Genomic DNA, 21,757 nt, shown 5'->3' with positions numbered 1-21,757 from the left:
GTGAGGTCCTCAAGTTTTGTCCATTTTAATTAGAATATGAATGAGAATAACTGCTATGAAAAAAACCTTTCTTTATAGTGTGATGCTATGTGTTCCTTTATCGACTATGGCTGCGGAAACAGTTGTGTCGACGGGACAGCAAGTTAATTTTCCAGATTTAAAAAAAAGTTATTTAAAACAAGTTAAACGTTATGAAGTGAATGATATTGCTCGACTTGATGTCGGTTTGGATAAAAATCAATTTCGACATATTTTAGGCGACCCACAATTTAATGAAGGCATATTTGCACCCAAAACATGGAACTATGTTTTAGATATTCGAGTACCGAATACACAACAATATAAACGATGTCAGTTAAGAGTCGACTTCGATCGAAAATCGTTATCAGAACGTTTAAGTTGGAAAGGCGAAGATTGTGAAAAACTCATAAAGTACCCCGAGCAGATTGTGAAACCTCAACCCGAATTACCAGTGACTCAAACGGTAGACACAACTGAGAGTGCAATTGATATTCTTTTTGAGTTCGATCGCTCAGATGCAGCAGGAATAGTGACTGGGGAGAGTTCCATCAGTACACTAGCAAACCAGATTAATCAAACCAGTCAGACCAGTCAAGTTGTGGTGTCTGGTTATACAGATAGATTAGGCTCTGATGATTATAATCAAAAGCTCTCTCGGGCACGTGCCAATACTGTAGCCCAGTTATTGGTTCAATATGGTGTTGCTCCACAACGGATTAAAATCAAAGCGAACAATAAAACTGATTTGTACCAACAATGTGACGCTAGCCAGCGCAATGAAAATCTAATTCGTTGCTTAGGTCCTAATCGGCGTGTGAATGTTGATTGGTAAAACATGCTCTATAAAAAATATTATTTAATCATCAGTTATGAGAGGTTTGATCATGGAAACAAAAAGAAGAATGTGCGCCATTGTCATTAGTTTTTTGGGGTTTACTTCAACTGTGCTAGCGGATTCCCCGAAGTCAGATGATGAATCGGAAATACTCTTTCAAAATGTTCAAATTTTTGATGGAAAGTCGCAGAAAGTAACTTCTCCAATGAATGTCTTGATTCGAGGCAATAAAATTCAACAGATCTCCAAGAGCAATATACCTTCGAGTGCGCATACACAAATTATTAATGGCACTCAAAAGGTGTTAATGCCAGGTTTAATTGATGCTCATTGGCATGCCATGATGGCTGCAATGCCAGTATCGAAGCTTCTGACATCTGAAGTTGCCGATTTCAATTTCAGCGCAGCACAAGAAGCACGAAATACGTTAATGCGAGGGTTCACTAGTGTACGAGATATGAGCGGTCCTACTTTCGCTTTGAAACGAGCAATTGATGCGAGAATTGTTGAAGGACCGCGCATTTGGCCATCTGGTGCCATGATTTCACAAACAGGTGGACATGGTGATTTTAGAATGACTTATGATATTCCATCCTCAGGAGGAAGTGGATTAAGTCGTGGAGAACAAATTGGTGGTGGAGTTATTGCAGATGGACCGAATGAGGTGACAAAAAGAGTTAGAGAGCAATTAATGTTAGGAGCCAGTCAAATTAAATTGGCAGCTGGAGGCGGTGTCTCTTCACAATATGACCCAATTGATGTTGCTCAGTATAGCGAAGAAGAATTTAGAGCCGCTGTGAACGCTGCAGAAAACTGGGGAACTTATGTTTCAGTTCATGCATATACCCCACGTGCGATACAAGCTGCTTTGCGTGGTGGTGTAAAAGTTATTGAACATGCTCAGTTAATGGATGAACCTACTGCAAAAATGATGGCAGAAAAGAAAGCTTGGCTTAGTGGACAGGCATTTTTAGAAAACGAGTTTGCAAACCCGCAACAAGGTGAAGCTAGAGAGAAGCAAATAGAGGTTCAGACTGGAACTGATACAGCATTTAAATTGGCAAAAAAATACAAGCTGAAAGTAGCATGGGGAACTGACATTTTATTTGACTCTAAAGCAACTAAAAATCAAGGAGCCATTCTTACAACTATGACTAAATGGTATAGTCCCCCAGAAGTATTACGCATGGCAACATCAACAAATGCAGAACTGCTTGGCTTATCTGGGCAACGAAACCCTTATGCTGGCAAACTTGGGGTAATTGAGGAAGGGGCTTTAGCCGACTTATTACTAGTTAACGGAAATCCATTAGATGATATTCAGTTGATTGCTCATCCAGAAAGTAGTTTTCTCGTGATTATGAAAGATGGCGTTATTTATAAAAATTTAATTAAGTGAAAATCTAAAGAATTACCTTGAGCTTGATCAATGTGTAAAGGTGAATAGATAAAGGTTAAATATTAGATCATTTGCTTAATAATTATTCAATGTGTTTTTGATATGTTCCTTGTGGCTTAATGTCACAGTGACTTGCCAAAGAAATTGCATCGTCTTATATTAAAAATACAGTAGCTAGCAACACTAAGAGCTACGAAGTAGTTGGACGGATCATTGACAGCTAATTGAATTTGCAACGATAAGTTCAAATAAAAAATCAGCACTAGCCATCCAACATAAAAGAACTCGCAGAAATGCGAGTTCTTGCTGTGTATAGTATTCAATTTTAAACCACAATTTCTTTGCTGGCTTATCTATAACCATCTTTTTTCAGTTTATTTCAACTGTAGTTCTACATCATATTTTCTAAATTCTTGAATTAGCTCTTTCAGCATCTTTATAGCAATCAAGCTCTCTGTATCTGGATGCAACTCTATGGCTTGTTCGCCATCAAAATAGCGCATTATTAAGATTTCCCAGTGATGATCAAGCGTACTTTGGCAGATTTCTAGACTTAGTAACTGTATTTTCTGGTTCATTTGTTGCGGTATAACGCTCTGAATCACTAGATGAGATGTTTCATCACTTTCAAGATTTGCTGGAAAGGTAATCACCCAATTACCGACTTTTTTAAGATGAGCAGGGTGATCCTCTGGACGAAAAATAAGATGGAGTGGCATCATAGATTGCTTCCAAATTGTTCTATTTCACAGATATTAAGTGCTGAAGCTATAACGCTTAAGTAGAAGGATTGGCACACTAAACGTTGAGAGAGACATCTAAAATGGAAAAAGTGCGCCAATATTTTAATAAATATAATCTTTTAAAATAAAAAAATATGATGTTAAGTGTTCATTCCACTGAGCTTAAACAAAATTCCTCTTAAAATTTATGCAGGATTGAGTCGTTGCAGTGAAAAATTAATCTGATGCAGAATTCGATTTAGCTCTTTAGGCGGAATACGCGTTTCTTGTAATTGGGTAATCCACTGCATTTGGCAAAGCTTTAGAGAACGAATATCTTCTGAGCTTTGAATGCGCAACACCAGTTGCTTCGCCATGAGTCCGCAATATTTTTGTAGAAGCTGAGCCATTAAAAACTTAACATCGTCAAAATCCAACGCGACTAAATCTTCAAATTCAGGTTCAGCGGGTTCTAGTGCAGCAGATTGAACAATTTGGTCGTGAGAGAACAATGCCGCCTGAGGCTGTGGTTCAGATATTTCTGCTTGAGGACGTTGCTGTGCTGTTGGCATTAAAATTGAATTTGATGACGGCTGCGTTACTGAACTTTGTGATTGAGCCGTTGGTCGTAAAGATTGAACTTCAGGCTCTGCCAAAACTTGAGCACTCGATGCCATAATGAGCCCCATCTCGCTCAGTTGTTCAATTAGTTCAGGTGGGGCAAGACGCTGTTTGAAGATTTCGTTCATGGAGTCAAAATCTTCAGTTCCAATCAGAACCAGTAAGCGGCGTTGACGTGCATTTAATGGCAAGCTACGTTGTTTTAGTGCGTCATGTCCTAGTTGTGTTTTAGAATAGTGAATCATGTCTTAATTTAATCCATGAGATAAATTAAGCAGACTATACTGCGTGAAAATTACACTATTGTTAAAATTTAATTACAAATCATTGATTTATAATGTGACTAAATTAGCATTTTCTAGTGCTTTACGTAGGTAAGGATCAAGCTCATCTTGGCGAAGTAACCATTGAATATAGTCCGCAGGCAGGTCTGTAATATTGGTACCACGATGCTTGCCAAAATTAATGCTTCGCGGAATTCTCGCATCTTCAGAAGCAGCATAAAGTTCTTCAATACTGTTAATATTCAGCTGATGAACAATGTGCATTAAAATATTGGCAGTTAAAATAATGTCCATATCTGCACGATGTGCTTTTTTAATCATTTCTCGGGCTTTTTCACTGCCTTTACTGATCATATAAATTAATGCTGAAATATTGTGTGCTTCAGCATCTGGCCAAACGCGGCGTGCCAGTGCTAATGTACAGATTGCCTTAATTGAACTGGTATCGACACCACACTTTTCAATTGCACGAATATCGTAATCGACATTATGCCCAATAATATATTGTGTATCGGTTGGGAGAATAAAAGTACTGTAATGAGGACGATCAATGAGGTCAGATTCTAAAATATGATGCACCGCCATTGCTGCAAAAGAAATTGGCTCATCTACACAGTACAGTTGATCAAATAATTTGGACTTGTCTAAAGTGAGTTTGCCATTTTCAACTTCAATAGGTGCATATGCAATTTCGATGGGTTGACCATTTAAGGTGTGTGTTTCTGTATCCAAAATAATGGCTTGCATATGAAAATCCTATGGTGTAGCTGAATGGTTCAATTTAACATTTTCATGTGCAGTGAAACAAATATAAACCAGAAGTTTAATTAGTCCATTTGATCTTTTGTTTTAAAAAACTGATGAATTATGTTTATTAAAATCAATTTAAAAATAAAATTGAACAGAAATAGAAAAAAGCGTAAAAATAAAACATTGCTGAAAATGAAGCAAAAAACAATAAAAATTGAATAAGGATATAAACGATGCAGAGAAGAATGCTGATCGCTGTTTTGACCAGTACAGCGATGCTATTAAGTGCGTGTCATGATGATGATCATGATTCTTATCATTCAGGGGATAATATTCCCAAAAATAATATTACAAATCCTATTGTTTCTACACCCACAGCTTATACCCAAACCGATATGTCTGCGACGGCAGGTGAAAGTGTCGTGATGACTTATAAGATGCTCGGCATTAATAATAAAGAAGTACAAGCTACGGCTTTGGTCTTTACACCAAAAACAGCACCGCCTGCCAAGGGTTGGCCAATTGTAGTTTGGGCGCATGGAACGACGGGCGTTGCAGATATTTGTGCACCCAGTCGCAGTCAATTAAATAGCTATATTAAAGCGATGATTGAGGGTTTATTAACTGCGGGCTATGTGGTGGTTGCTCCAGATTACGAAGGTTTGGGTGAACCAGCAAATAATGAATTACATCCTTTCTTAAATATAAAAAGTGAGGCATTTTCAATTACTGACGCCGTTGTGGCAGCGCGAAATTATTTAGGTAATAAAGTGTCGAATCGCTGGATGACCGTTGGGCACTCGCAAGGCGGGCACGCTGCTTTGAGTGCAGCACAATATCAGTCTAGAGCACAACTGGACTATAAAGGAACTGTGGCGGTTGCGCCTGCATCCAATCTTCAATTGATCTTGCTGGCAGGGGAGAGTCTTGCCGCTCAACAAACCGATATAAAGCAAAAAATTGAGACTTTGGCTTCTTTAGATACATTTACAGCTTTAATTACTGCAGGTTTACGTAATCCAAATCCAAGCTTGCAATACAGCCAAGTATTTAAGTCCCCAACCGATAAAATTGCCGACAATGCTGAAACGGATTGTTATCCCTCTTTAGAGCAAGAGTTTGGGACAGCTATGAATACCTATGCAGAAGATAATGCAGATGACATTACCAACTACCCTAGAACACAAAGTAATTTTATGACTTTATCTCCTGTGAAAAAGTTCTTAGATACAGATTCACAGCCTCTTCAGGTTAAAATAAGTACGCCTATTATTATTTATCAAGGTGCTATGGATACTACGGTTCCAAAAGTTGCTACAGATACTTTGCTGAGTGGAGATGCTGCTAAAAACTCTCCAATTACCTATAAAACCAATACGACTTGGGATCATGGTACAGCTTATGTACTAAATATTCCGAATATTTTGATAGATGTACAAACATTAATGCCAATTCAATAAGTTGAGTTGAACAAAAGAAGCTTATGTTTTTTATCGACATGAGCTTTTTTTATGTAAAACAGAGCAAACATCGTTCTCAATATTTGCAAACTTCGTGCTACAATACGCGGCAATCTTAGCACGGCTTAAAAGCCCTAAATACATAGGACCTCGCTAATGTTTGCCAATATCTCTATTGCTGAATTTGATCCAGAATTAGCTCAAGCAATTTCTAACGAAGACGCTCGTCAGGAAGCTCATATTGAGTTAATCGCATCAGAAAACTATTGCTCACCAGCAGTAATGGAAGCTCAAGGATCAAAACTCACTAACAAATATGCAGAAGGCTACCCAGGCAAACGCTACTATGGCGGTTGTGAATATGTCGACATCATCGAACAATTGGCAATTGACCGTGCTAAAGAATTATTTGGTGCTGATTACGCTAACGTTCAACCACATGCGGGCTCACAAGCAAACTCAGCAGTTTATTTAGCTTTACTTAACCCAGGCGACACAGTTTTAGGTATGAGCTTGGCTCACGGTGGTCACTTGACTCACGGTGCTAAAGTAAGCTTCTCTGGTAAAACTTATAATGCAATTCAATACGGTCTAAACCCAGAAACTGGCGAGATCGATTACGAAGAAGTTGAGCGTTTAGCTGTTGAACACAAGCCACGCATGATCGTTGCTGGTTTCTCTGCTTATAGTCAAATCGTAGATTGGCAGCGTTTCCGTGACATCGCGGATAAAGTTGGTGCTTACCTATTTGTAGACATGGCACACGTTGCTGGTTTAGTTGCTGCGGGTGTTTACCCAAGCCCAGTACAAATTGCAGACGTAACAACAACAACGACTCATAAAACTTTACGTGGTCCACGTTCTGGGTTAATCCTTGCAAAAGCAAATGAAGAAATTGAGAAAAAACTTCAATCTGCTGTATTCCCAGGCAACCAAGGTGGTCCATTAGTTCACGCAATCGCAGCGAAAGCAATCTGCTTTAAAGAAGCGATGGCGCCTGAATATAAAGCATATCAACAACAAGTGGTTAAAAATGCTCAAGCAATGGCTGAAGTTTTAATCGCGCGTGGTTATGACGTTGTTTCTGGCGGTACTGAGAACCACTTGTTCTTGTTATCTTTAATCAAACAAGATATTACTGGTAAAGATGCAGATGCTTGGTTAGGTGCTGCTCACATTACTGTGAACAAAAACTCTGTACCTAATGACCCACGTTCTCCATTTGTTACTTCAGGTATCCGTATTGGTACACCAGCAGTAACGACGCGTGGTTTTGGTGAAACAGAAGTTCGCGAATTAGCGGGCTGGATTGCTGACATTCTTGATTCAAAAGGTAGCGAAACTGTTATTGCAACAGTGAAAGCGAAAGTTGAAACTGTATGTGCTAAGTTCCCAGTATATGCAAAATAATTAGCAATATGCTTGAGAAGCCTCCCTCAAGGGGGGCTTTTTTATATCTATACAAAATGCTTATCTTCACCATTCTTCATTTTCTGCTATAAATAATTCAGCATGTGAAAATAAAGAACATACCAAAGCAAAATTTAGAACATGAATTTTTGAGAAGGACGGTTTTATGGACAAACCAACTATTATCATTTCTGAACAAGATCTGAATCGTTTAGAAACTATGTTAGAGCATCAATCAAAATTAACGCCAACCATGGAGCATTTAGAAGATGAATTGGCACGTGCCAATGTTGTTGCTCCGCAAGATGTTCCTGCCAATGTCGTCACCATGAATGCACGTGTATTGGTCACGATTGCTCCAGATACTTCATCAACGGAAATTACCTTGGTTTATCCGCATGACTTTCGTGGTGATAAAGGACAGGTCAATGTGTTGGCACCCGTGGGCGCAGCAATTTTGGGATTGTCTGAAGGACAAGAAATTGAATGGCCGCAACCTGATGGGCATTTAATGAAAGTCAAGATTGAGCGAGTACTGTATCAACCTGAACGAGAAGGTAATTATTTATAAGTACCCCCAATGAATGCATTAAAATTGGGCAAATCTCATCTGCTGAAAAGCCATCATAATGCTATGATGGCTTTTTTTATACAATTTTAATCTAGGCTAAATGGATGCTCTATTTAGTCAAGTACAGGTTTTTTTATGCGTGGTTTATACCTTATTACCAATGATGATCCTTTAAATCTATTGCTAGAAAAATTACACGCAGCTTTAGCAACAGGTCAAATTGCAATTCTTCAGTATCGTCGTAAGAAAGTGAACAAAACCGATCAACCTGCGGAAGTTGAACAAATTAAAGCGCTTTGCAATCAATATGCTGTGCCATTTGTAATTAATGATGATTTGGCCCTTGCACAGCAATATGGATTGGGTGTGCATTTGGGTCAAGATGATGGTGAAATTGCTGATGCAGTTGCGCGCCTACCGCAAGGCGTCATTATTGGTCGTACTTGTTTAAATTCTATGGAATTGGCTAAAAAGGCGATTTCAGAGGGCGCGACATATGTTGCATTTGGTGCTGTCTATGCAACTGCGACTAAGCCTGAAGCAGGTAATGTGGGAATTGAAGTCATTGCTCAGGCGAAGCAGGAATTTACGGTGCCGATTTGTGCAATTGGTGGATTAACCGTTGAAAATTCAGCACCTGTGATTACTGCGGGCGCAGACCTTTGCGCGGTAATTAGTGATATATTAGCGTTGAACGTAGCTGACATCCCACCCCGTGTTCATGCATGGGCACAGTTATTTGCTAAAACTGCATAATGTTGTAAGTCGATTATTTTCTATTTAGGTTGAGTAAATTCATGAGTTTATCTCCAAAGCAAGAACAACTATTTAAACAAGCCAGTAAACATATTCCGGGTGGCGTGAATTCACCTGTACGTGCATTTAATAGCGTGGGCGGTACACCCATCTTTATTGAAAAAGCGCAAGGGGCTTATTTGTTTGATGTGGATGGTAAGCGTTATGTAGATTATGTTGGTTCTTGGGGGCCAATGATTCTTGGTCATGCACATCCAGCCATTATTAAAGCGGTTCAAGACGCTGCGGTAGATGGTTTGAGTTTTGGAGCACCTACAGTACATGAAACGACTTTGGCAGATGTGATTTGTGAAATTATGCCATCGATTGAAATGGTGCGCATGACCAACTCAGGTACTGAAGCAACCATGACTGCGATTCGTTTGGCACGTGGTTATACAGGACGCGACAAAATTGTGAAGTTTGAAGGCTGTTACCATGGCCATTCTGACTCATTATTGGTAAAAGCAGGTTCAGGCTTATTAACAACAGGTGAAGGGGAAGCGACTTCAGCGGGTGTACCTGCCGATTTTGCCAAACATACCTTAACTTTGCCGTATAACGACATTGCAACTTTAAAAGAATGTTTTGCTAAATTTGGTGCTGAAATTGCGGGTGTGATTGTAGAACCTGTAGCGGGCAACATGAACTTGGTAAAACCTGTGGAAGGTTTCTTGCAAGCCATTCGTGAAGTGTGTGATGAACATGGTTCGGTATTTATTATCGATGAAGTAATGACAGGTTTCCGTGTTGGACTAGGCGGAGCACAAGCTCATTATGGCGTGACACCTGACTTAACCACTTTAGGCAAAATTATTGGTGCAGGTTTGCCAGTAGGTGCTTTTGGTGGTAAACGCGAGGTGATGGAATGTATTGCACCTTTAGGTAAAGTGTACCAAGCGGGTACATTGTCGGGTAATCCACTCGCCATGCGTGCGGGCATTGAAATGTTCAAACATTTACGCCAACCTGGTTTCTATGAAAACTTAACAGCTCAATTAGAAAAGCTTTTGGCAGGATTACAGCAAGAAGCTGATGCTGCTGGTATTCCTTTCAAAACGCAACAAGCGGGCGCAATGTTTGGTCTTTACTTTACCGATCAAGAAGATATCACCAGTTTCGATTCAATGCTGAAATGTGATGTTGTTGCATTCCGTAAATTCTTCCATGGTATGTTAGATCGTGGCGTGAATTTGGCACCATCGGCATTTGAAGCGGGCTTCATCTCAAGTGCACATAGTGATGAAGATATTGCATTTACGATTCAAGCCGCAAAAGAAACCTTTGCTGAAATGAAAGCATAAGTTGTAGTGAAAGTTCCAAAAAGCCTGTGATCATGTTGCAGGCTTTTTTTTGCAAGGAAAATCCATGAAAACCAAATATTGTTTAGAATTGGCTGATGCCGAATTGATCTTAAATGCAGCCTATGGGTATGCCTTACAGCATGGCTTTGCTGTAAGTATTGCAGTCGTTGATGAAACAGGCTGTTTATTGAGTATGAAGCGTATGGATGGCGCATCCCCAATGACTGCACGATTGTGTCACGAAAAAGCACAATGTTCAGCCATCAGTAAACGTCCAACCAAATTATTTGAAGATTTAATTCGTAATGGACAAGACGGATTTTTAACGGTAGAGAGCATTACAGGCATGCTTGAAGGTGGAGAACCCATTTTATATCAAGGGGAACTCATTGGGGCGATAGGAATTTCAGGTGCTAAAGCATTTCAAGATGCTGAAATCGCACAGTATACCATTGAGCAGTTTTTGGCACAGATTCAGCTTTAAGCTTTCTCACCATTTTCTAAAATTATCCGACTTAAATTTTTTAAAGAGGAATGAACACTGAGCTTTACACAAGATTCTTAGTCATAGACCTTCCCAAGCCATTAATTTTCAGTTAGGTAAAGATTTAACTGAGAACTAAAGATTCAGTGCTAGATTCCAATCGTTAAAGGATTGGGCATGCCTATTTGGGATTTAGATCGAATACATTGAGTTAGAACTCTTGGATAAGACACAGCCCGCATTGATATATTTTAGGGATGGATAAATTTACATCGTGTGAATTGTTTATTGAGATAGGGGGAGTAGGTAGACTTTCGAATGAAGTTTGGTTTGATAAACGATCTAAATGTCTATACTGTTGATTCTATAGCGGTAATACTTCTAGCAAAATGATCACATACTGATGCGGCTCATGTTCAAGAGGAAGATGTCAAGCACAGCCCAAATTTCAAAAAAATGATTTAGTCCCTGAGACATAATTCTTATTGTGGGTTAAATCAGAACTTTTTTGAACAAAATCGTAAAAAACGCTGACTTTTGTCGATTTTTGCATTGTAATTTATAGGGGAGCTTCTTATTATTGCCCGCTTGTTTGCACAGTCAGCTTGGAATATCTCTTGAGTCAATTTCTGAATGAACATCTGATCCACCGTGATGAAGATTTTATGGTAATCCATAAACCCGCGGGGATTCTTACAGTGCCAGGAAAAACGGCTGACTTGCAAGATTGTGTGATTAATCGGTTACTTCAAGAAGAGCCGAGAACCTTGCTGATTCATCGTCTAGATCGAGATACCTCAGGTATTTTGGTCTTTGCACTTTCTAAATTCGGACAAAACCGAATTTCGCGTCAGTTCCAAGAGCGCCAAACGTCAAAAATATATCAAGCTGTAGTCGCTGGGCATTTGCAAGGTGAAGGAACAGTGGATGTACCTGTGGTGTACGATCCGTCACGTCCACCTTTACACATTGCAGATCCGAGTTACAACAAGCCTGCCTTGACACACTGGAAAGCGACTGAACATTTTGAAATTCAAGGTCAAGCCGTAACTCGTGTTGAACTGACGCCTATTACAGGTCGTTCGCATCAGTTACGTGTACATATGCAGTACCTAGGCCATCCAATCGTAGGGGATACGCTGTATGCCGCACCCGAGCAGCTATTGTTGGATCGTTTATGTCTACATGCAGAGCGTTTGAGCTTTCAACATCCTAAAACAGAGCAGTTAGTTGAATTCTATTGCCCAGTACCGTTTTAAGGCGAAAAAAATACGCTTCAGATTCGAATAAGCCCACTTTTTTAGTGAGCTTTATGTCAAAATATATTGCTTAAAGCCATGAAATTTTGTTCAAATAATATTCTCTTTTGGGCAATTATTTCTTGGTCTACATTTGAGATAAAGGTGGAAAAATTGCAGCAGTTTGCTATTGGTCAACGTTGGTTATCTGACACAGAAACAGAGCTTGGCTTAGGGGTATTAATTGACGTTGATGAACGATCGATTAGCATCTTATTCCCAAAAAGCGACGAAACGCGAGTATATGCCCGAAACAATGCCCCTTTATCTCGTATCGTATTTAATACGAATGATGAAGTGCATGATCAGGAAGGAACACAATGGCTGGTCGAGTCATTGGAGCATCATCATGGTGTGGTACGTTACGCTGTCGTGCGTAGCTTAGAAGATGGAACGCAAGAACGTAAAACCCTGAATGAAACCCGTATTGGCGCTCAAATTCAATTATCTAAGCCTTTAGATCGTTTACTGGCAAGCCAAATTGACTATAAAGAATGGTATGACCTACGTATTGAAGCAATGCTGATGCAAGCCAATATGCAAAGCAGCCCATTACGTGGTTTGGTTGGTGCGCGCGTCGGTTTAATTCCGCATCAACTTTATATCGCACACGAAGTAGGCAAGCGTTTTGCACCACGTGTTTTACTGGCAGACGAAGTTGGTCTGGGGAAAACCATTGAAGCGGGTTTAATTATCCACCAACAACTAAAAACAGGTCGTTCTGAACGTATTCTGATTTTAGTGCCTGATTCATTACAGTATCAGTGGATGATTGAAATGCGCCGCCGTTTCAATTTAGCCTTCTCTATTTTTGATTTAACACGTACCGCGTCTATTAAAGAACACGACCCTGAACTCAATCCATTCTTGACTGAGCAATGCATTATTGCCAGCGTTGACTTGATGATTGACCATGACGACTTGCGCGAACAGGCGTTGGAAGCTGGTTTTGATCTGTTAGTGGTAGATGAAGCACATCACTTGATGTGGAATGAGGAAGAAGGTGGCAATGATCGTTATGATCTGGTCGAAGAGTTGGCTGAGCAAACACCAGGCGTGTTATTGTTGACCGCAACACCAGAACAACTAGGTGTTGAAAGCCACTTTGCGCGTTTACGCTTGCTCGATCCGCAACGTTTTAGTTCATTAGATCGTTTCTTGGATGAAGAAGAAAAGTATCAACATACTGCAAAAATTGCAGAAGTGTTGATGTCAGATTTACCGTTAGAAGACAGCCATTTAACTGCAATTGAACAGTTATTGGGGCATCGCATTAGCGATGAACCAGAACAACGTTTCCGTGCAATTCATGAATTGTTGGATCGCCATGGTACAGGGCGTATTTTATTCCGTAATACCCGTGAAGCGATTCAAGGCTTCCCAGGTCGTGATTGTCAGCCTGCACCATTACCTGCACCAGAAAACTGGTCGAAAGATGGCAAACTACGTGAGCAAATGTGGCCTGAAGAAGCACAGCTTGATGGTTCGTGGATGGAATCTGACCCACGTGTGGGTTGGTTGATGGAAATGCTGCGTACCCAGTTAAAACACAAAAAAGTGTTGTTGATTGCGCGTAGTGGTCCTGTGGTCGAAGCATTAGAAAACGCTTTACGTTTACATGCAGGTATTCGTACAGCCATGTTCCATGAAGGCATGAGCTTGCTTGAGCGTGACCAAGCTGCGGCATATTTTGCTGAAGATTCTTATGGTGCACAGATTTTACTCTGTTCTGAAATTGGTTCAGAAGGGCGTAACTTCCAGTTTGCTTCTGACTTGGTGTTATTTGACTTGCCTGCCAATCCAGACGTATTGGAACAGCGTATTGGTCGTTTAGACCGTATTGGTCAAGAAAACCGTATTCAGATTCATGTGCCGTATTTAGAAGGTACAGCGCAAGAGCGTATGTTCCGTTGGTATAACGAAGCATTGAATATTTTCAGTAATATTTCGCCAACCGCACAAACCTTGCAAGAAAACTTCATTGTCAATTTAAAAGATTGCTTGCTTACCGATATGGGGCAACAGTTCGAAGATTTGCTTGAAGAAGTCAGCGTACAACGTGAAGCTTTAGAGGCGGAATTACAAGCAGGTCGTGACCGCTTACTCGAATACAACTCATGCCGACCAATCGTTGCGCAAGAAATTGTACAAGCGCTTGAAGATTATGATGACAATACCACTTTGCCAATGTTTATGAAGCGCTTTATGGCGTCGACCAACATTGATTTTGATGAGCAAAGTAATGGTACAGTCATTATTAAACCGACAGATCAAATGCAAGTTCAGGGCTTAACCTTGGATGAAGAAGGCATGACTGCGACATTCTATCGTGATCAAGCTCAAGTCCGTGAAGATGCGCAATATCTGACTTTAGAGCATCCATTCACTGAAAGTGTGATGGAAATGATCAATACGCAGGCCTTTGGTAGTACCAATGTCGCGATTTTAAAGTCGAATGCATTAAAACAGGGCTCAATTTTGTTAGAAGTTTGGTTCAAGGTCGATGTGATTGCACCAAAAGCATTGAACCTACCGTCAAGCTTGCCACAGCAATTGATTCGCGTATTACTCAGTGAAACTGGGCAAGATCTATCGATGAAGATTGAGCCAAGTATTCTGAAGCCGTATTTACATCATTTAGACAGTAATAGTTGCCGTCAGGTGGTGAAAGCACGTCGTGATGTGATTGAAGAGCGCTATCAACAAGCCTTGAATATTGCCAAAACTACTTTGCCTGAAATGAAGCAGCAAGCCAAAGAAATCTATGGTGGCAAATGGCAATATGAAATTGACCGTTTAAGTTATTTAAAGCAATTTAATCCAAGTATTCGTGAAGACGAAATTACACGCTTACAAAAATTGCAGAAGGAAGGCATTGCCTTGTTGGATGGTTTATCTGTAACGCCAGAAGCTATTCAAGTGTTGGTGGTCGTTAAGCCTTAAGGTTTAACTTTCAACCCAGCAATAAAAAAGCACCAGATGGTGCTTTTTTATTGGGGATTGTAACTGTCAATCTGTTTAACGAATTTGTGATTCGTCCAAATGACGCGCACCTTCCAAAATCATACGAATCATAATCATTGTTTGCTCTGCCATGGCTTTGCGTTCTTCATTTGGTAAATCAATCACTTTGGCCCCCATATTAAATACCAGTTGCGTAATTGCTTTCGCTGCTAAGTCAGGGTGTGCCATTTTGCTGTGATTGAGGCGTTCTAAACGAATCAGGTCATCTTTCAGTTCTTGCTGGAAATAGTTAAGCTGTCGATCTACCGCGAGTTTATATGAGGCAGAACCTGTATAACCCTCGCGTAGTAATAGACTTAAATTTCCTTCATCAGTATTTAACTGTTCAATAAATACTTCGACCGAACTACGAATAATGCTGCTTTGCTTGATCGCTTTTAAACGTGCTTCATGCAAAATTTGGCGTAACACAATACCTGAACGGTCTATCAGCTCAATGGCAAGCTCATCTATATCTTTGAAATGTCTATAGAAACTATTTGGTGCAATACCTGCTTCACGCGCAACTTCACGTAGACTTAAAGAGGCAATGCTTTTTTGCGGTCCAATCAGTTTGAGCGCTGCTTGGAATAATTCATCTTTCGTAATGGTAGCTTTACGACCGACAGAACGAACTACAACTGGTTCATGCACCGTTTTAAGGTCATGAGTCGTAGTGTCGTGTTTTGTTTTGATCGAAGGCTGGTTCATATTTTTCAATAGATTAAATGCTTTTTTGCATTATAGCCTTTACTGCCTGTGATGTGAAATGAATAAAAAAGGACGAATATATATACAAATATATATACATGTGTATAATAATTAAAAGTCAATTGCGTGGTCTTAAAGATGTTCATGCTAAAAAAATCAAATTCTCCCCTTAATTTTTTAGTCGAAAGTGTTGTAGATCAACACTCTTTGAATTTTTGGTTGCAAAAGGTCAATCCACTTTGGTCGGTTGATCAAGCTCTAGGTAAGATTGTTCAAAAGGACAATACTGCTGAAGAAATGGTAAGTTTGACGATTGAAGTCAATCGTCATTTCAAAATGGGTCAAGCAGGTCAGCATCATCCTGTTATGGTAGATGTTCAAGGTACGCGTTATGAGCGTACCTACAGTTTGACTCAGATTGATGCGCAACATGTGTTGCTCAGCGTTAAAAAAGTAGAACAAGGCAAAGTCAGTAACTGGTTAATCAACCAAGCTCAAATTGGTGATGTGCTTGAATTTGGTCAGCCTTATGGTGATATGTTGTTGCCTAAACAAAATCAACCGATGATCTTGTTGGCCGCAGGCAGCGGTATTACTCCAATGTACAGTTTATTGACTGCTTTAACACAGTCAGAGCAACTACGTGAGCGTAAAGTGCATGTGATGTACTGGGTGAAGCATTATGCAGATTTCGCGTTCAAATCTTATTTTGAACAGTGGGCAAAGCAATATCCGCAATTTTCTTATCAAGTATTTTATACCCAAGAAGAAAATGCAGATGCACGTTTAAATGCGGCTCAGGTCGAGGTATTGACCGATATTGATCAGTCAATTGTGTATGCTTGTGGTCCATCAGGTTTCGTTCAGCAAGCGGAGCAACTTTTTACTCAAGCGCAAATGTTCCAAAGTGAAGCGTTTAGCATGACACCTGTGGTAAATGACGACACAGGTTTTGTGAATGTAACCCTAAGTAAGTCTAACAAAGTAGTTGCAATTCCACGCGGTCAATCAATTTTAGTTGGGCTAGAACATGCCAACGTGAAACCGACCTATGGCTGCCGTATGGGGGTTTGCCATAAATGTGTATGTAATAAAGTACAAGGCTCAACGCAAGACATGCTCAATGGCCAACAAAATAGCGAGCCAAGTAATCCATTAAAACTGTGTGTAAGTTCTGCCAAAACAGATCTTGTGATTGATTTATAAGAGAGTTCAATATTATGAATATGCCAGTAAAAGCACAATATTTTAAGAACCCAAAAAATCGTGAACTTACTCAATTTGAGTTAGATGAATTGGCGCGCGAATTGGATGCGATTAAACAAGAAGTGTTGGATGATATTGGTGAAAAAGATGCCAAATATATCCGCCGTGTTTATTCAACCGTACAGTACGCTTCAATTGCTGGTCGTGCTTGCTTATTTGCAGGTTGGTTTCCGCCAGCTTGGATTTTGGGGACAGGTTTATTAGGCTTTGCCAAAATCATGGAAAACATGGAATTAGGGCACAACGTCATGCACGGTCAATATGACTGGATGAATGATCCTAAATTCAGTGGGCAAAACTACGAGTGGGATATTGTCGGAACCTCTGATAACTGGCGTCAAACCCATAACTATAAACATCACACCTATACCAATATTAAAGGTATGGATGATGATATCGGTTATGGTTTATTACGTTTGTTCCCAGAACAACGCTGGAAACCAGGTTTTTTATTACAGCCTTTGTATAGCATTCCATTCTGCTTACTGTTTCAGTGGGGCGTAGCCATTCAAAATCTTGAAATTGGTAAAGTTTGGTTTGGTCGTAAATCTAAACAAGAACTGAAAGAAGAGTGGAAACCGTTACAACGCAAAATTGGCAAGCAATTGTTCAAGGATTATGTATTCTTTCCATTGATTGCTGGTCCTGCGGCATTACCTGTATTTACAGGTAACCTTGTAGCGAATGGTATTCGTAATATCTGGACTTTCAGTGTGATTTTCTGTGGTCATTTCACTAAAGACGTAGAAGTGTTCCCGAAAACAGTTTTGCAAAATGAAAGCCGTGGTCACTGGTATATGCGTCAAATTCGTGGTTCTTCGAATTTAACGGGTTCAGAAGCCTTCCATATTTTGACTGGACATTTAAGTCATCAAATTGAACATCACTTGTACCCTGATGTACCTGCACGCCGTTACCGTAAAATGGCGCCTAAAGTACAAGCAGTGTGCGAGAAATACGGCTTAAATTACAATAATGCCAGTTTGGTGAAGCAATATGGCAGTGTGATTAAGCGTATCGTGAAGTATGCGTTTCCATTCAAGAAATAATTGAAAAAAAAACCACTTCTTCGGAAGTGGTTTTTTTATGTCTTCTCAGGTCCAGTCTTTTGCTGGATAGTTTTGAATTAGATCAGAATAAAAATACAACATCCTCAATAGATTGAATTTCCAAATCGGGTTGAATCATTTAGCATGAGACATCATAGATTATTGTAGAGTCCAACGATGTTAGAACGTGGTATTTATCAACATTATAAAGGTCAGTTGTATCAGGTATTTTCTGTCGCAACACATAGTGAAACAGAAGAAAAGTTGGTGGTCTATCAATGCTTATATGGCGATTATTCTTTATGGGTGCGTCCTTTAAGCATGTTTACCGAGCAAGTCACTTTAGAAGATGGGAAAACTGTTCCTCGCTTTAATTTGATACAAAAAACTGCTATATGAATAGAACATGAAATAAAAAATGAAATTTAACATATAGCCAATTTCTCTGTACACGACAAATTTCATAGGGCCCTTGTCCTATCAGGCTTTTTCTTTCTTAAAATTGCTAGCACTTTCTTAAATTCTTCTTTTTTTCCAAAACCAATCAAACGTAGAATAGCCATCTGAACATAGTCCAAACCGTAGCGAAATAAACTTACTGAAAGTCGTCCATGCTTCTTTAGTTTTATCGCTTTTTTTCGATCATGTTGCCATTCACCTGTTAAATAGCACCAACAGAAACCGATCGCTAGCACTGCTATCAATTTCTTGACTCGTCTAGGGTCTGTTAAACGAGTATTTTCAAGATTGAATCCACGTCCTTTGAGACAACTAAATAAGGTTTCGATTTCCCAGCGTAATGCATAATCACCAATAGCAGAAGCATTAAACATAGGAGAAACAACAAGTAAAAGTTCTCCATCTTCTAATCGTAGCGCACTAATATACAGTTTCACTCGACCAACCCAAATACGTCGTTTACGACATTCTGTTTGACCAACTTGAAGATGACGAAATAAATCACTAATTTTATGATTCTTGGCTAAGTGATTGGTCACAATAAAGTTTTTTTAACACGTATACAGAAGTTAATGTCATTTTCAATTAACCATGTAAACCATTTCTCACCGATAAATTCTCTGTCTGCGAACACATTCACAATACGATCTTTACCAAAAATGGAGATAAAGCGTTGAATCAAAGCAATACGCTCTTTTGTATCTGAATTTCCACGTTTATTGAGCAATGTCCAAACAATAGGTATCGCTATTCCACGATAGACGATGGCTAACATCAAGATATTGATATCTCGTTTTCCCCATTTCCAGTTGGTTCTATCCAAAGTTAATTGGACTTTATCGAATGAAAATATATTGAAAATTAACTGAGAAATTTGACGATAATCGAAATACTGATCTGCAAAGAAGCGTTGTATACGTCGATAAAATGATTGTGGTAAGCACGTGATGGGTAAGGCTTTAGATGCAGAAGAAAGATTACATGTCTGTTTTACAATTAATGCCAGCATAATCAGTGTAAAACATTTTACACGTGACTTGTTCCACTTTAGATATTTGTTTAAGATGAGATGTAACTCATTGAAATGTGTCATCATATTCGTCGTCAGAAAACAAGTATTATGCCATTATTTCAATGAGTTGTCTTTTTTTGTCGTGTACAAAGAGCCAATTTAAAAATGGAATGTCTCGATGAGTATGAGTCAACAATTTAAAGCAAGAATAAATGATTTATATGTTTCTTTTAAAAAGCATGATGAAACTCAAAAAGATCGATTACAGCGTTACCGCAATATTGAACCTGATTCTGCTCACTTTTTAGCGATGCAGATTCGAATTCAGAAATCGAAGAAAGTCTTAGAAATAGGAACATCTACGGGTTATTCGACCTTGTGGCTGGCAGATGCCTTACAAGTTACACAAGGACAGCTCACTACCTTAGAAATTGATGCGGTACGCAGTCAGCAGGCGCAGCAGTTTGCGCAAGAATTTGGTTTGGACCCATTAATCCAGTTCTGGGTAGGAGATGCCAAAGATTATTTAGCAGAATGTACCGAAAAATATGATTTGATTCTACTTGATGCAGAACGTGATGCCTATGTGGACTATTGGTCTGATTTAAAACGATTGTTATCTAAACAAGGCGGAGTTTTAATCGTTGATAATGTCATTTCACATGCAGAAGAAGTGAAAGCATTTACCCATTTGGTAGAAGAAGAAGGTAACTATTTATTATCCACCTTATCTTTAGGTGCAGGTTTATTGGTCATTACTGCAAAAGATTATAATGTTTAAGCGGATACGCAGACTTCGTATGAAAAATCAGGGCTTACCCTGATTTTTTCTTGTTATTTATTGGATGGTAATGCGTGTGAAGTGCAAGTCGTATTCTAGGTATTTGTGTACAAAAGCGGCTTTATCACTACAACGTAGCATGTTGGCGTAAACAAATTGGGGCACAGGGTGGTAGAGTTCTCCAGAACCATTATTATAAAAAATTTTTAAGTATCTTGAAGTCGCATTGTATTTCCAAGAAGTCACGGCAAGCATTATTCCCATACATACCTCCTTGAATTTGTGAATAAACTCAATGGACCTTTCTGTTTAATTCAACGTAAATAAAACAAAAGGCTTACTTCAATGTATAGCAGAAAATACAGGGACTTCAAATACATTCTAAATAAAATTACATGAAATTTAATTGTAAAAAAACCACGCTTTAGGCGTGGTTTTTTTGATTCAATCTAATTTTTAAAAAATTAGATTTTACCTACTAAGTCGATAGACGGAGCTAAAGTAGCGTCGCCTTCTTTCCATTTAGCAGGGCATACTTCACCTGGGTGAGCGTGAACGTATTGAGCTGCTTTAACTTTGCGAAGAAGTTCTTGAGCGTCACGGCCAATACCACCAGCGTTGATTTCAACGATTTGGATTTTGCCTTCTGGGTCGATTACAAAAGTACCACGGTCAGCAAGACCAGCAGATTCAATTAATACTTCGAAGTTTTTAGCAAGCGTCCAAGTTGGGTCACCAACCATTGGGTATTCAATTTTCTTAATTTCAGCAGAAGAATCGTGCCAAGCTTTGTGTGTGAAATGCGTGTCAGTAGAAACTGCATAGATTTCAACGCCTAATTTTTTGAATTCAGCGTAGTTGTCAGCAAGGTCACCAAGCTCAGTTGGGCATACAAAAGTGAAGTCTGCTGGATAGAAGAATACTACAGACCATTTGCCTTTAAGATCAGCTTCTGTAACTTCAATGAACTGACCGTTCAAGTAAGCTTGTGCTTTAAATGGTTTAACTTCGGTATTAATTAAGCTCATCATTGTCTCCATGATTGAGGTTAGTCTTTGAATTTGGAAGTAGAATATCGAAATTTTAATTATTGCTGAAACAGTATTTTTACATTACAAGCATCGGAAAAACCGAATGAGTAATTTAAATACCATTTCACTCAATATCATCATCATGTATTACAAATGAAACAGATGATGAAAAAATGACAATACGTCACAATCAAATTGTCGTATTTAAATCGTTATTCAACATGCAGTCATCTGGCTCGAATTTCAAGGCTAAAATTGAAAAAAGATATTTTATATAGATGTAGTTGCTTATTTTTCTGACAAATTCAAGTCTGCAATCTCGCAATAAACTAGTGCTTCACCTCTATATTCAGGTTTTTACCTTAGATATGAAGGTATGAAATGGAGTGAAATATAACCATATTTCTTGGGCAGATTGGCGATCACGTTGAAGAGGCTTTCTCTATGACCGCTTAAGGCGTAAAATGGACGATTCAAATTTTTATTGGGAT

The 21,757-nt window shown here is 39.2% G+C and carries 21 protein-coding genes; 14 read left to right on the top strand and 7 right to left on the bottom strand.

Annotated elements, in window-relative coordinates; genetic code table 11:
- Nucleotides 1–82 precede the first annotated feature (82 nt).
- Both tpgA and C3F34_RS00975 read left to right on the top strand, forming a co-directional pair.
- Entirely contained in the window at nucleotides 83–853 is a 771-nt protein-coding gene (gene tpgA / locus C3F34_RS00980; protein WP_104442273.1) for a trimeric autotransporter adhesin/peptidogylcan-associated protein TpgA, read from the top strand.
- A gap of 52 nt (nucleotides 854–905) precedes the next feature.
- On the top strand, nucleotides 906–2,255 hold the full coding sequence (locus tag C3F34_RS00975) for a metal-dependent hydrolase family protein (protein ID WP_228155318.1): 1,350 nt from the start codon (nucleotides 906–908) through the stop codon (nucleotides 2,253–2,255).
- 374 nt (nucleotides 2,256–2,629) lie between these two features.
- Here C3F34_RS00975 and C3F34_RS00970 read toward each other — a convergent pair whose 3' ends face one another.
- The 3 genes from C3F34_RS00970 to C3F34_RS00960 form a co-directional block, all read right to left on the bottom strand.
- Nucleotides 2,630–2,977, bottom strand: coding sequence for a hypothetical protein (locus tag C3F34_RS00970; RefSeq protein WP_104440878.1), 348 nt, complete (start codon nucleotides 2,975–2,977; stop codon nucleotides 2,630–2,632).
- Between the two features lie 206 nt (nucleotides 2,978–3,183).
- Nucleotides 3,184–3,843 carry a hypothetical protein gene (locus C3F34_RS00965; RefSeq protein WP_044739400.1) on the bottom strand — a complete coding sequence of 220 codons (660 nt, stop codon included), beginning with the start codon at nucleotides 3,841–3,843 and terminating at the stop codon, nucleotides 3,184–3,186.
- A gap of 87 nt (nucleotides 3,844–3,930) precedes the next feature.
- On the bottom strand, nucleotides 3,931–4,629 hold the full coding sequence (locus tag C3F34_RS00960) for a DUF3820 family protein (RefSeq protein ID WP_016167429.1): 699 nt from the start codon (nucleotides 4,627–4,629) through the stop codon (nucleotides 3,931–3,933).
- A gap of 236 nt (nucleotides 4,630–4,865) precedes the next feature.
- Between C3F34_RS00960 and C3F34_RS00955 the strand changes: the two genes are divergently transcribed.
- The 8 genes from C3F34_RS00955 (at nucleotide 4,866) to rapA (ending at nucleotide 14,897) form a co-directional block, all read left to right on the top strand.
- Entirely contained in the window at nucleotides 4,866–6,092 is a 1,227-nt protein-coding gene (locus C3F34_RS00955; protein ID WP_104440877.1) for an alpha/beta hydrolase, read from the top strand.
- 156 nt (nucleotides 6,093–6,248) lie between these two features.
- Nucleotides 6,249–7,502 carry a serine hydroxymethyltransferase gene (gene glyA, locus C3F34_RS00950; RefSeq protein WP_104440876.1) on the top strand — a complete coding sequence of 418 codons (1,254 nt, stop codon included), beginning with the start codon at nucleotides 6,249–6,251 and terminating at the stop codon, nucleotides 7,500–7,502.
- Between the two features lie 166 nt (nucleotides 7,503–7,668).
- Complete coding sequence (gene rnk / locus C3F34_RS00945; protein WP_104440875.1) at nucleotides 7,669–8,073, top strand: nucleoside diphosphate kinase regulator; 405 nt, start codon at nucleotides 7,669–7,671, stop codon at nucleotides 8,071–8,073.
- A 135-nt stretch (nucleotides 8,074–8,208) separates the two neighbouring features.
- Nucleotides 8,209–8,829 (top strand): thiamine phosphate synthase, encoded by a 621-nt coding sequence (thiE, locus tag C3F34_RS00940; protein ID WP_104440874.1) that lies wholly within the window; start codon nucleotides 8,209–8,211, stop codon nucleotides 8,827–8,829.
- 41 nt (nucleotides 8,830–8,870) lie between these two features.
- Nucleotides 8,871–10,172, top strand: coding sequence for a glutamate-1-semialdehyde 2,1-aminomutase (gene hemL / locus C3F34_RS00935; RefSeq protein ID WP_104440873.1), 1,302 nt, complete (start codon nucleotides 8,871–8,873; stop codon nucleotides 10,170–10,172).
- Nucleotides 10,173–10,236: 64 nt separating this feature from the next.
- On the top strand, nucleotides 10,237–10,656 hold the full coding sequence (locus C3F34_RS00930; RefSeq protein ID WP_104440872.1) for a GlcG/HbpS family heme-binding protein: 420 nt from the start codon (nucleotides 10,237–10,239) through the stop codon (nucleotides 10,654–10,656).
- A 617-nt stretch (nucleotides 10,657–11,273) separates the two neighbouring features.
- Nucleotides 11,274–11,915 (top strand): RluA family pseudouridine synthase, encoded by a 642-nt coding sequence (locus C3F34_RS00925; protein WP_044739407.1) that lies wholly within the window; start codon nucleotides 11,274–11,276, stop codon nucleotides 11,913–11,915.
- Between the two features lie 144 nt (nucleotides 11,916–12,059).
- Entirely contained in the window at nucleotides 12,060–14,897 is a 2,838-nt protein-coding gene (gene rapA / locus C3F34_RS00920) for an RNA polymerase-associated protein RapA (protein ID WP_044739408.1), read from the top strand.
- A gap of 75 nt (nucleotides 14,898–14,972) precedes the next feature.
- Here the strand turns inward: rapA and fabR are convergent, their stop codons facing one another.
- Nucleotides 14,973–15,668 carry an HTH-type transcriptional repressor FabR gene (fabR, locus tag C3F34_RS00915; protein ID WP_016167438.1) on the bottom strand — a complete coding sequence of 232 codons (696 nt, stop codon included), beginning with the start codon at nucleotides 15,666–15,668 and terminating at the stop codon, nucleotides 14,973–14,975.
- 138 nt (nucleotides 15,669–15,806) lie between these two features.
- On the opposite strand from fabR, the gene C3F34_RS00910 reads away from it, so the two are divergent.
- The 3 genes from C3F34_RS00910 to C3F34_RS00900 all read left to right on the top strand — a co-directional run bounded on the left by C3F34_RS00910 (nucleotide 15,807) and on the right by C3F34_RS00900 (nucleotide 18,382).
- Nucleotides 15,807–16,874: a ferredoxin reductase gene (locus tag C3F34_RS00910; protein WP_044739409.1), complete on the top strand. Its 1,068-nt coding sequence runs from the start codon at nucleotides 15,807–15,809 to the stop codon at nucleotides 16,872–16,874.
- Between the two features lie 14 nt (nucleotides 16,875–16,888).
- Nucleotides 16,889–17,983: a fatty acid desaturase family protein gene (locus C3F34_RS00905; protein WP_016167440.1), complete on the top strand. Its 1,095-nt coding sequence runs from the start codon at nucleotides 16,889–16,891 to the stop codon at nucleotides 17,981–17,983.
- Nucleotides 17,984–18,160: 177 nt separating this feature from the next.
- Nucleotides 18,161–18,382 (top strand): DUF1653 domain-containing protein, encoded by a 222-nt coding sequence (locus C3F34_RS00900; protein ID WP_016167441.1) that lies wholly within the window; start codon nucleotides 18,161–18,163, stop codon nucleotides 18,380–18,382.
- Nucleotides 18,383–18,444: 62 nt separating this feature from the next.
- Here the strand turns inward: C3F34_RS00900 and C3F34_RS00895 are convergent.
- Nucleotides 18,445–19,535, bottom strand: a protein-coding gene (locus tag C3F34_RS00895; protein WP_104442269.1) for an IS4 family transposase whose coding sequence is annotated in 2 segments (ribosomal slippage) — nucleotides 18,445–18,995 and nucleotides 18,995–19,535 — 1,092 coding nt in all. Because the reading frame shifts where the segments join, the coding sequence is not laid out codon by codon here.
- A 97-nt stretch (nucleotides 19,536–19,632) separates the two neighbouring features.
- Here C3F34_RS00895 and C3F34_RS00890 point away from each other — a divergent pair.
- Nucleotides 19,633–20,235, top strand: coding sequence for an O-methyltransferase (locus C3F34_RS00890; RefSeq protein ID WP_104440871.1), 603 nt, complete (start codon nucleotides 19,633–19,635; stop codon nucleotides 20,233–20,235).
- Between the two features lie 57 nt (nucleotides 20,236–20,292).
- Here the strand turns inward: C3F34_RS00890 and C3F34_RS00885 are convergent, their stop codons facing one another.
- Together C3F34_RS00885 and ahpC are read right to left on the bottom strand one after the other, a co-directional pair.
- Nucleotides 20,293–20,499, bottom strand: a complete 207-nt coding sequence (locus C3F34_RS00885) for a KTSC domain-containing protein (RefSeq protein ID WP_016167443.1) — start codon at nucleotides 20,497–20,499, stop codon at nucleotides 20,293–20,295.
- 200 nt (nucleotides 20,500–20,699) lie between these two features.
- Entirely contained in the window at nucleotides 20,700–21,263 is a 564-nt protein-coding gene (ahpC, locus tag C3F34_RS00880; RefSeq protein WP_016167444.1) for an alkyl hydroperoxide reductase subunit C, read from the bottom strand.
- Nucleotides 21,264–21,757: the final 494 nt, after the last annotated feature.

Origin of the sequence: Acinetobacter sp. ACNIH2 (assembly GCF_002934965.1) — a bacterium.
Lineage (GTDB): Bacteria > Pseudomonadota > Gammaproteobacteria > Pseudomonadales > Moraxellaceae > Acinetobacter > Acinetobacter tandoii.
This window is presented reverse-complemented; position numbering and strand designations above follow the sequence as displayed.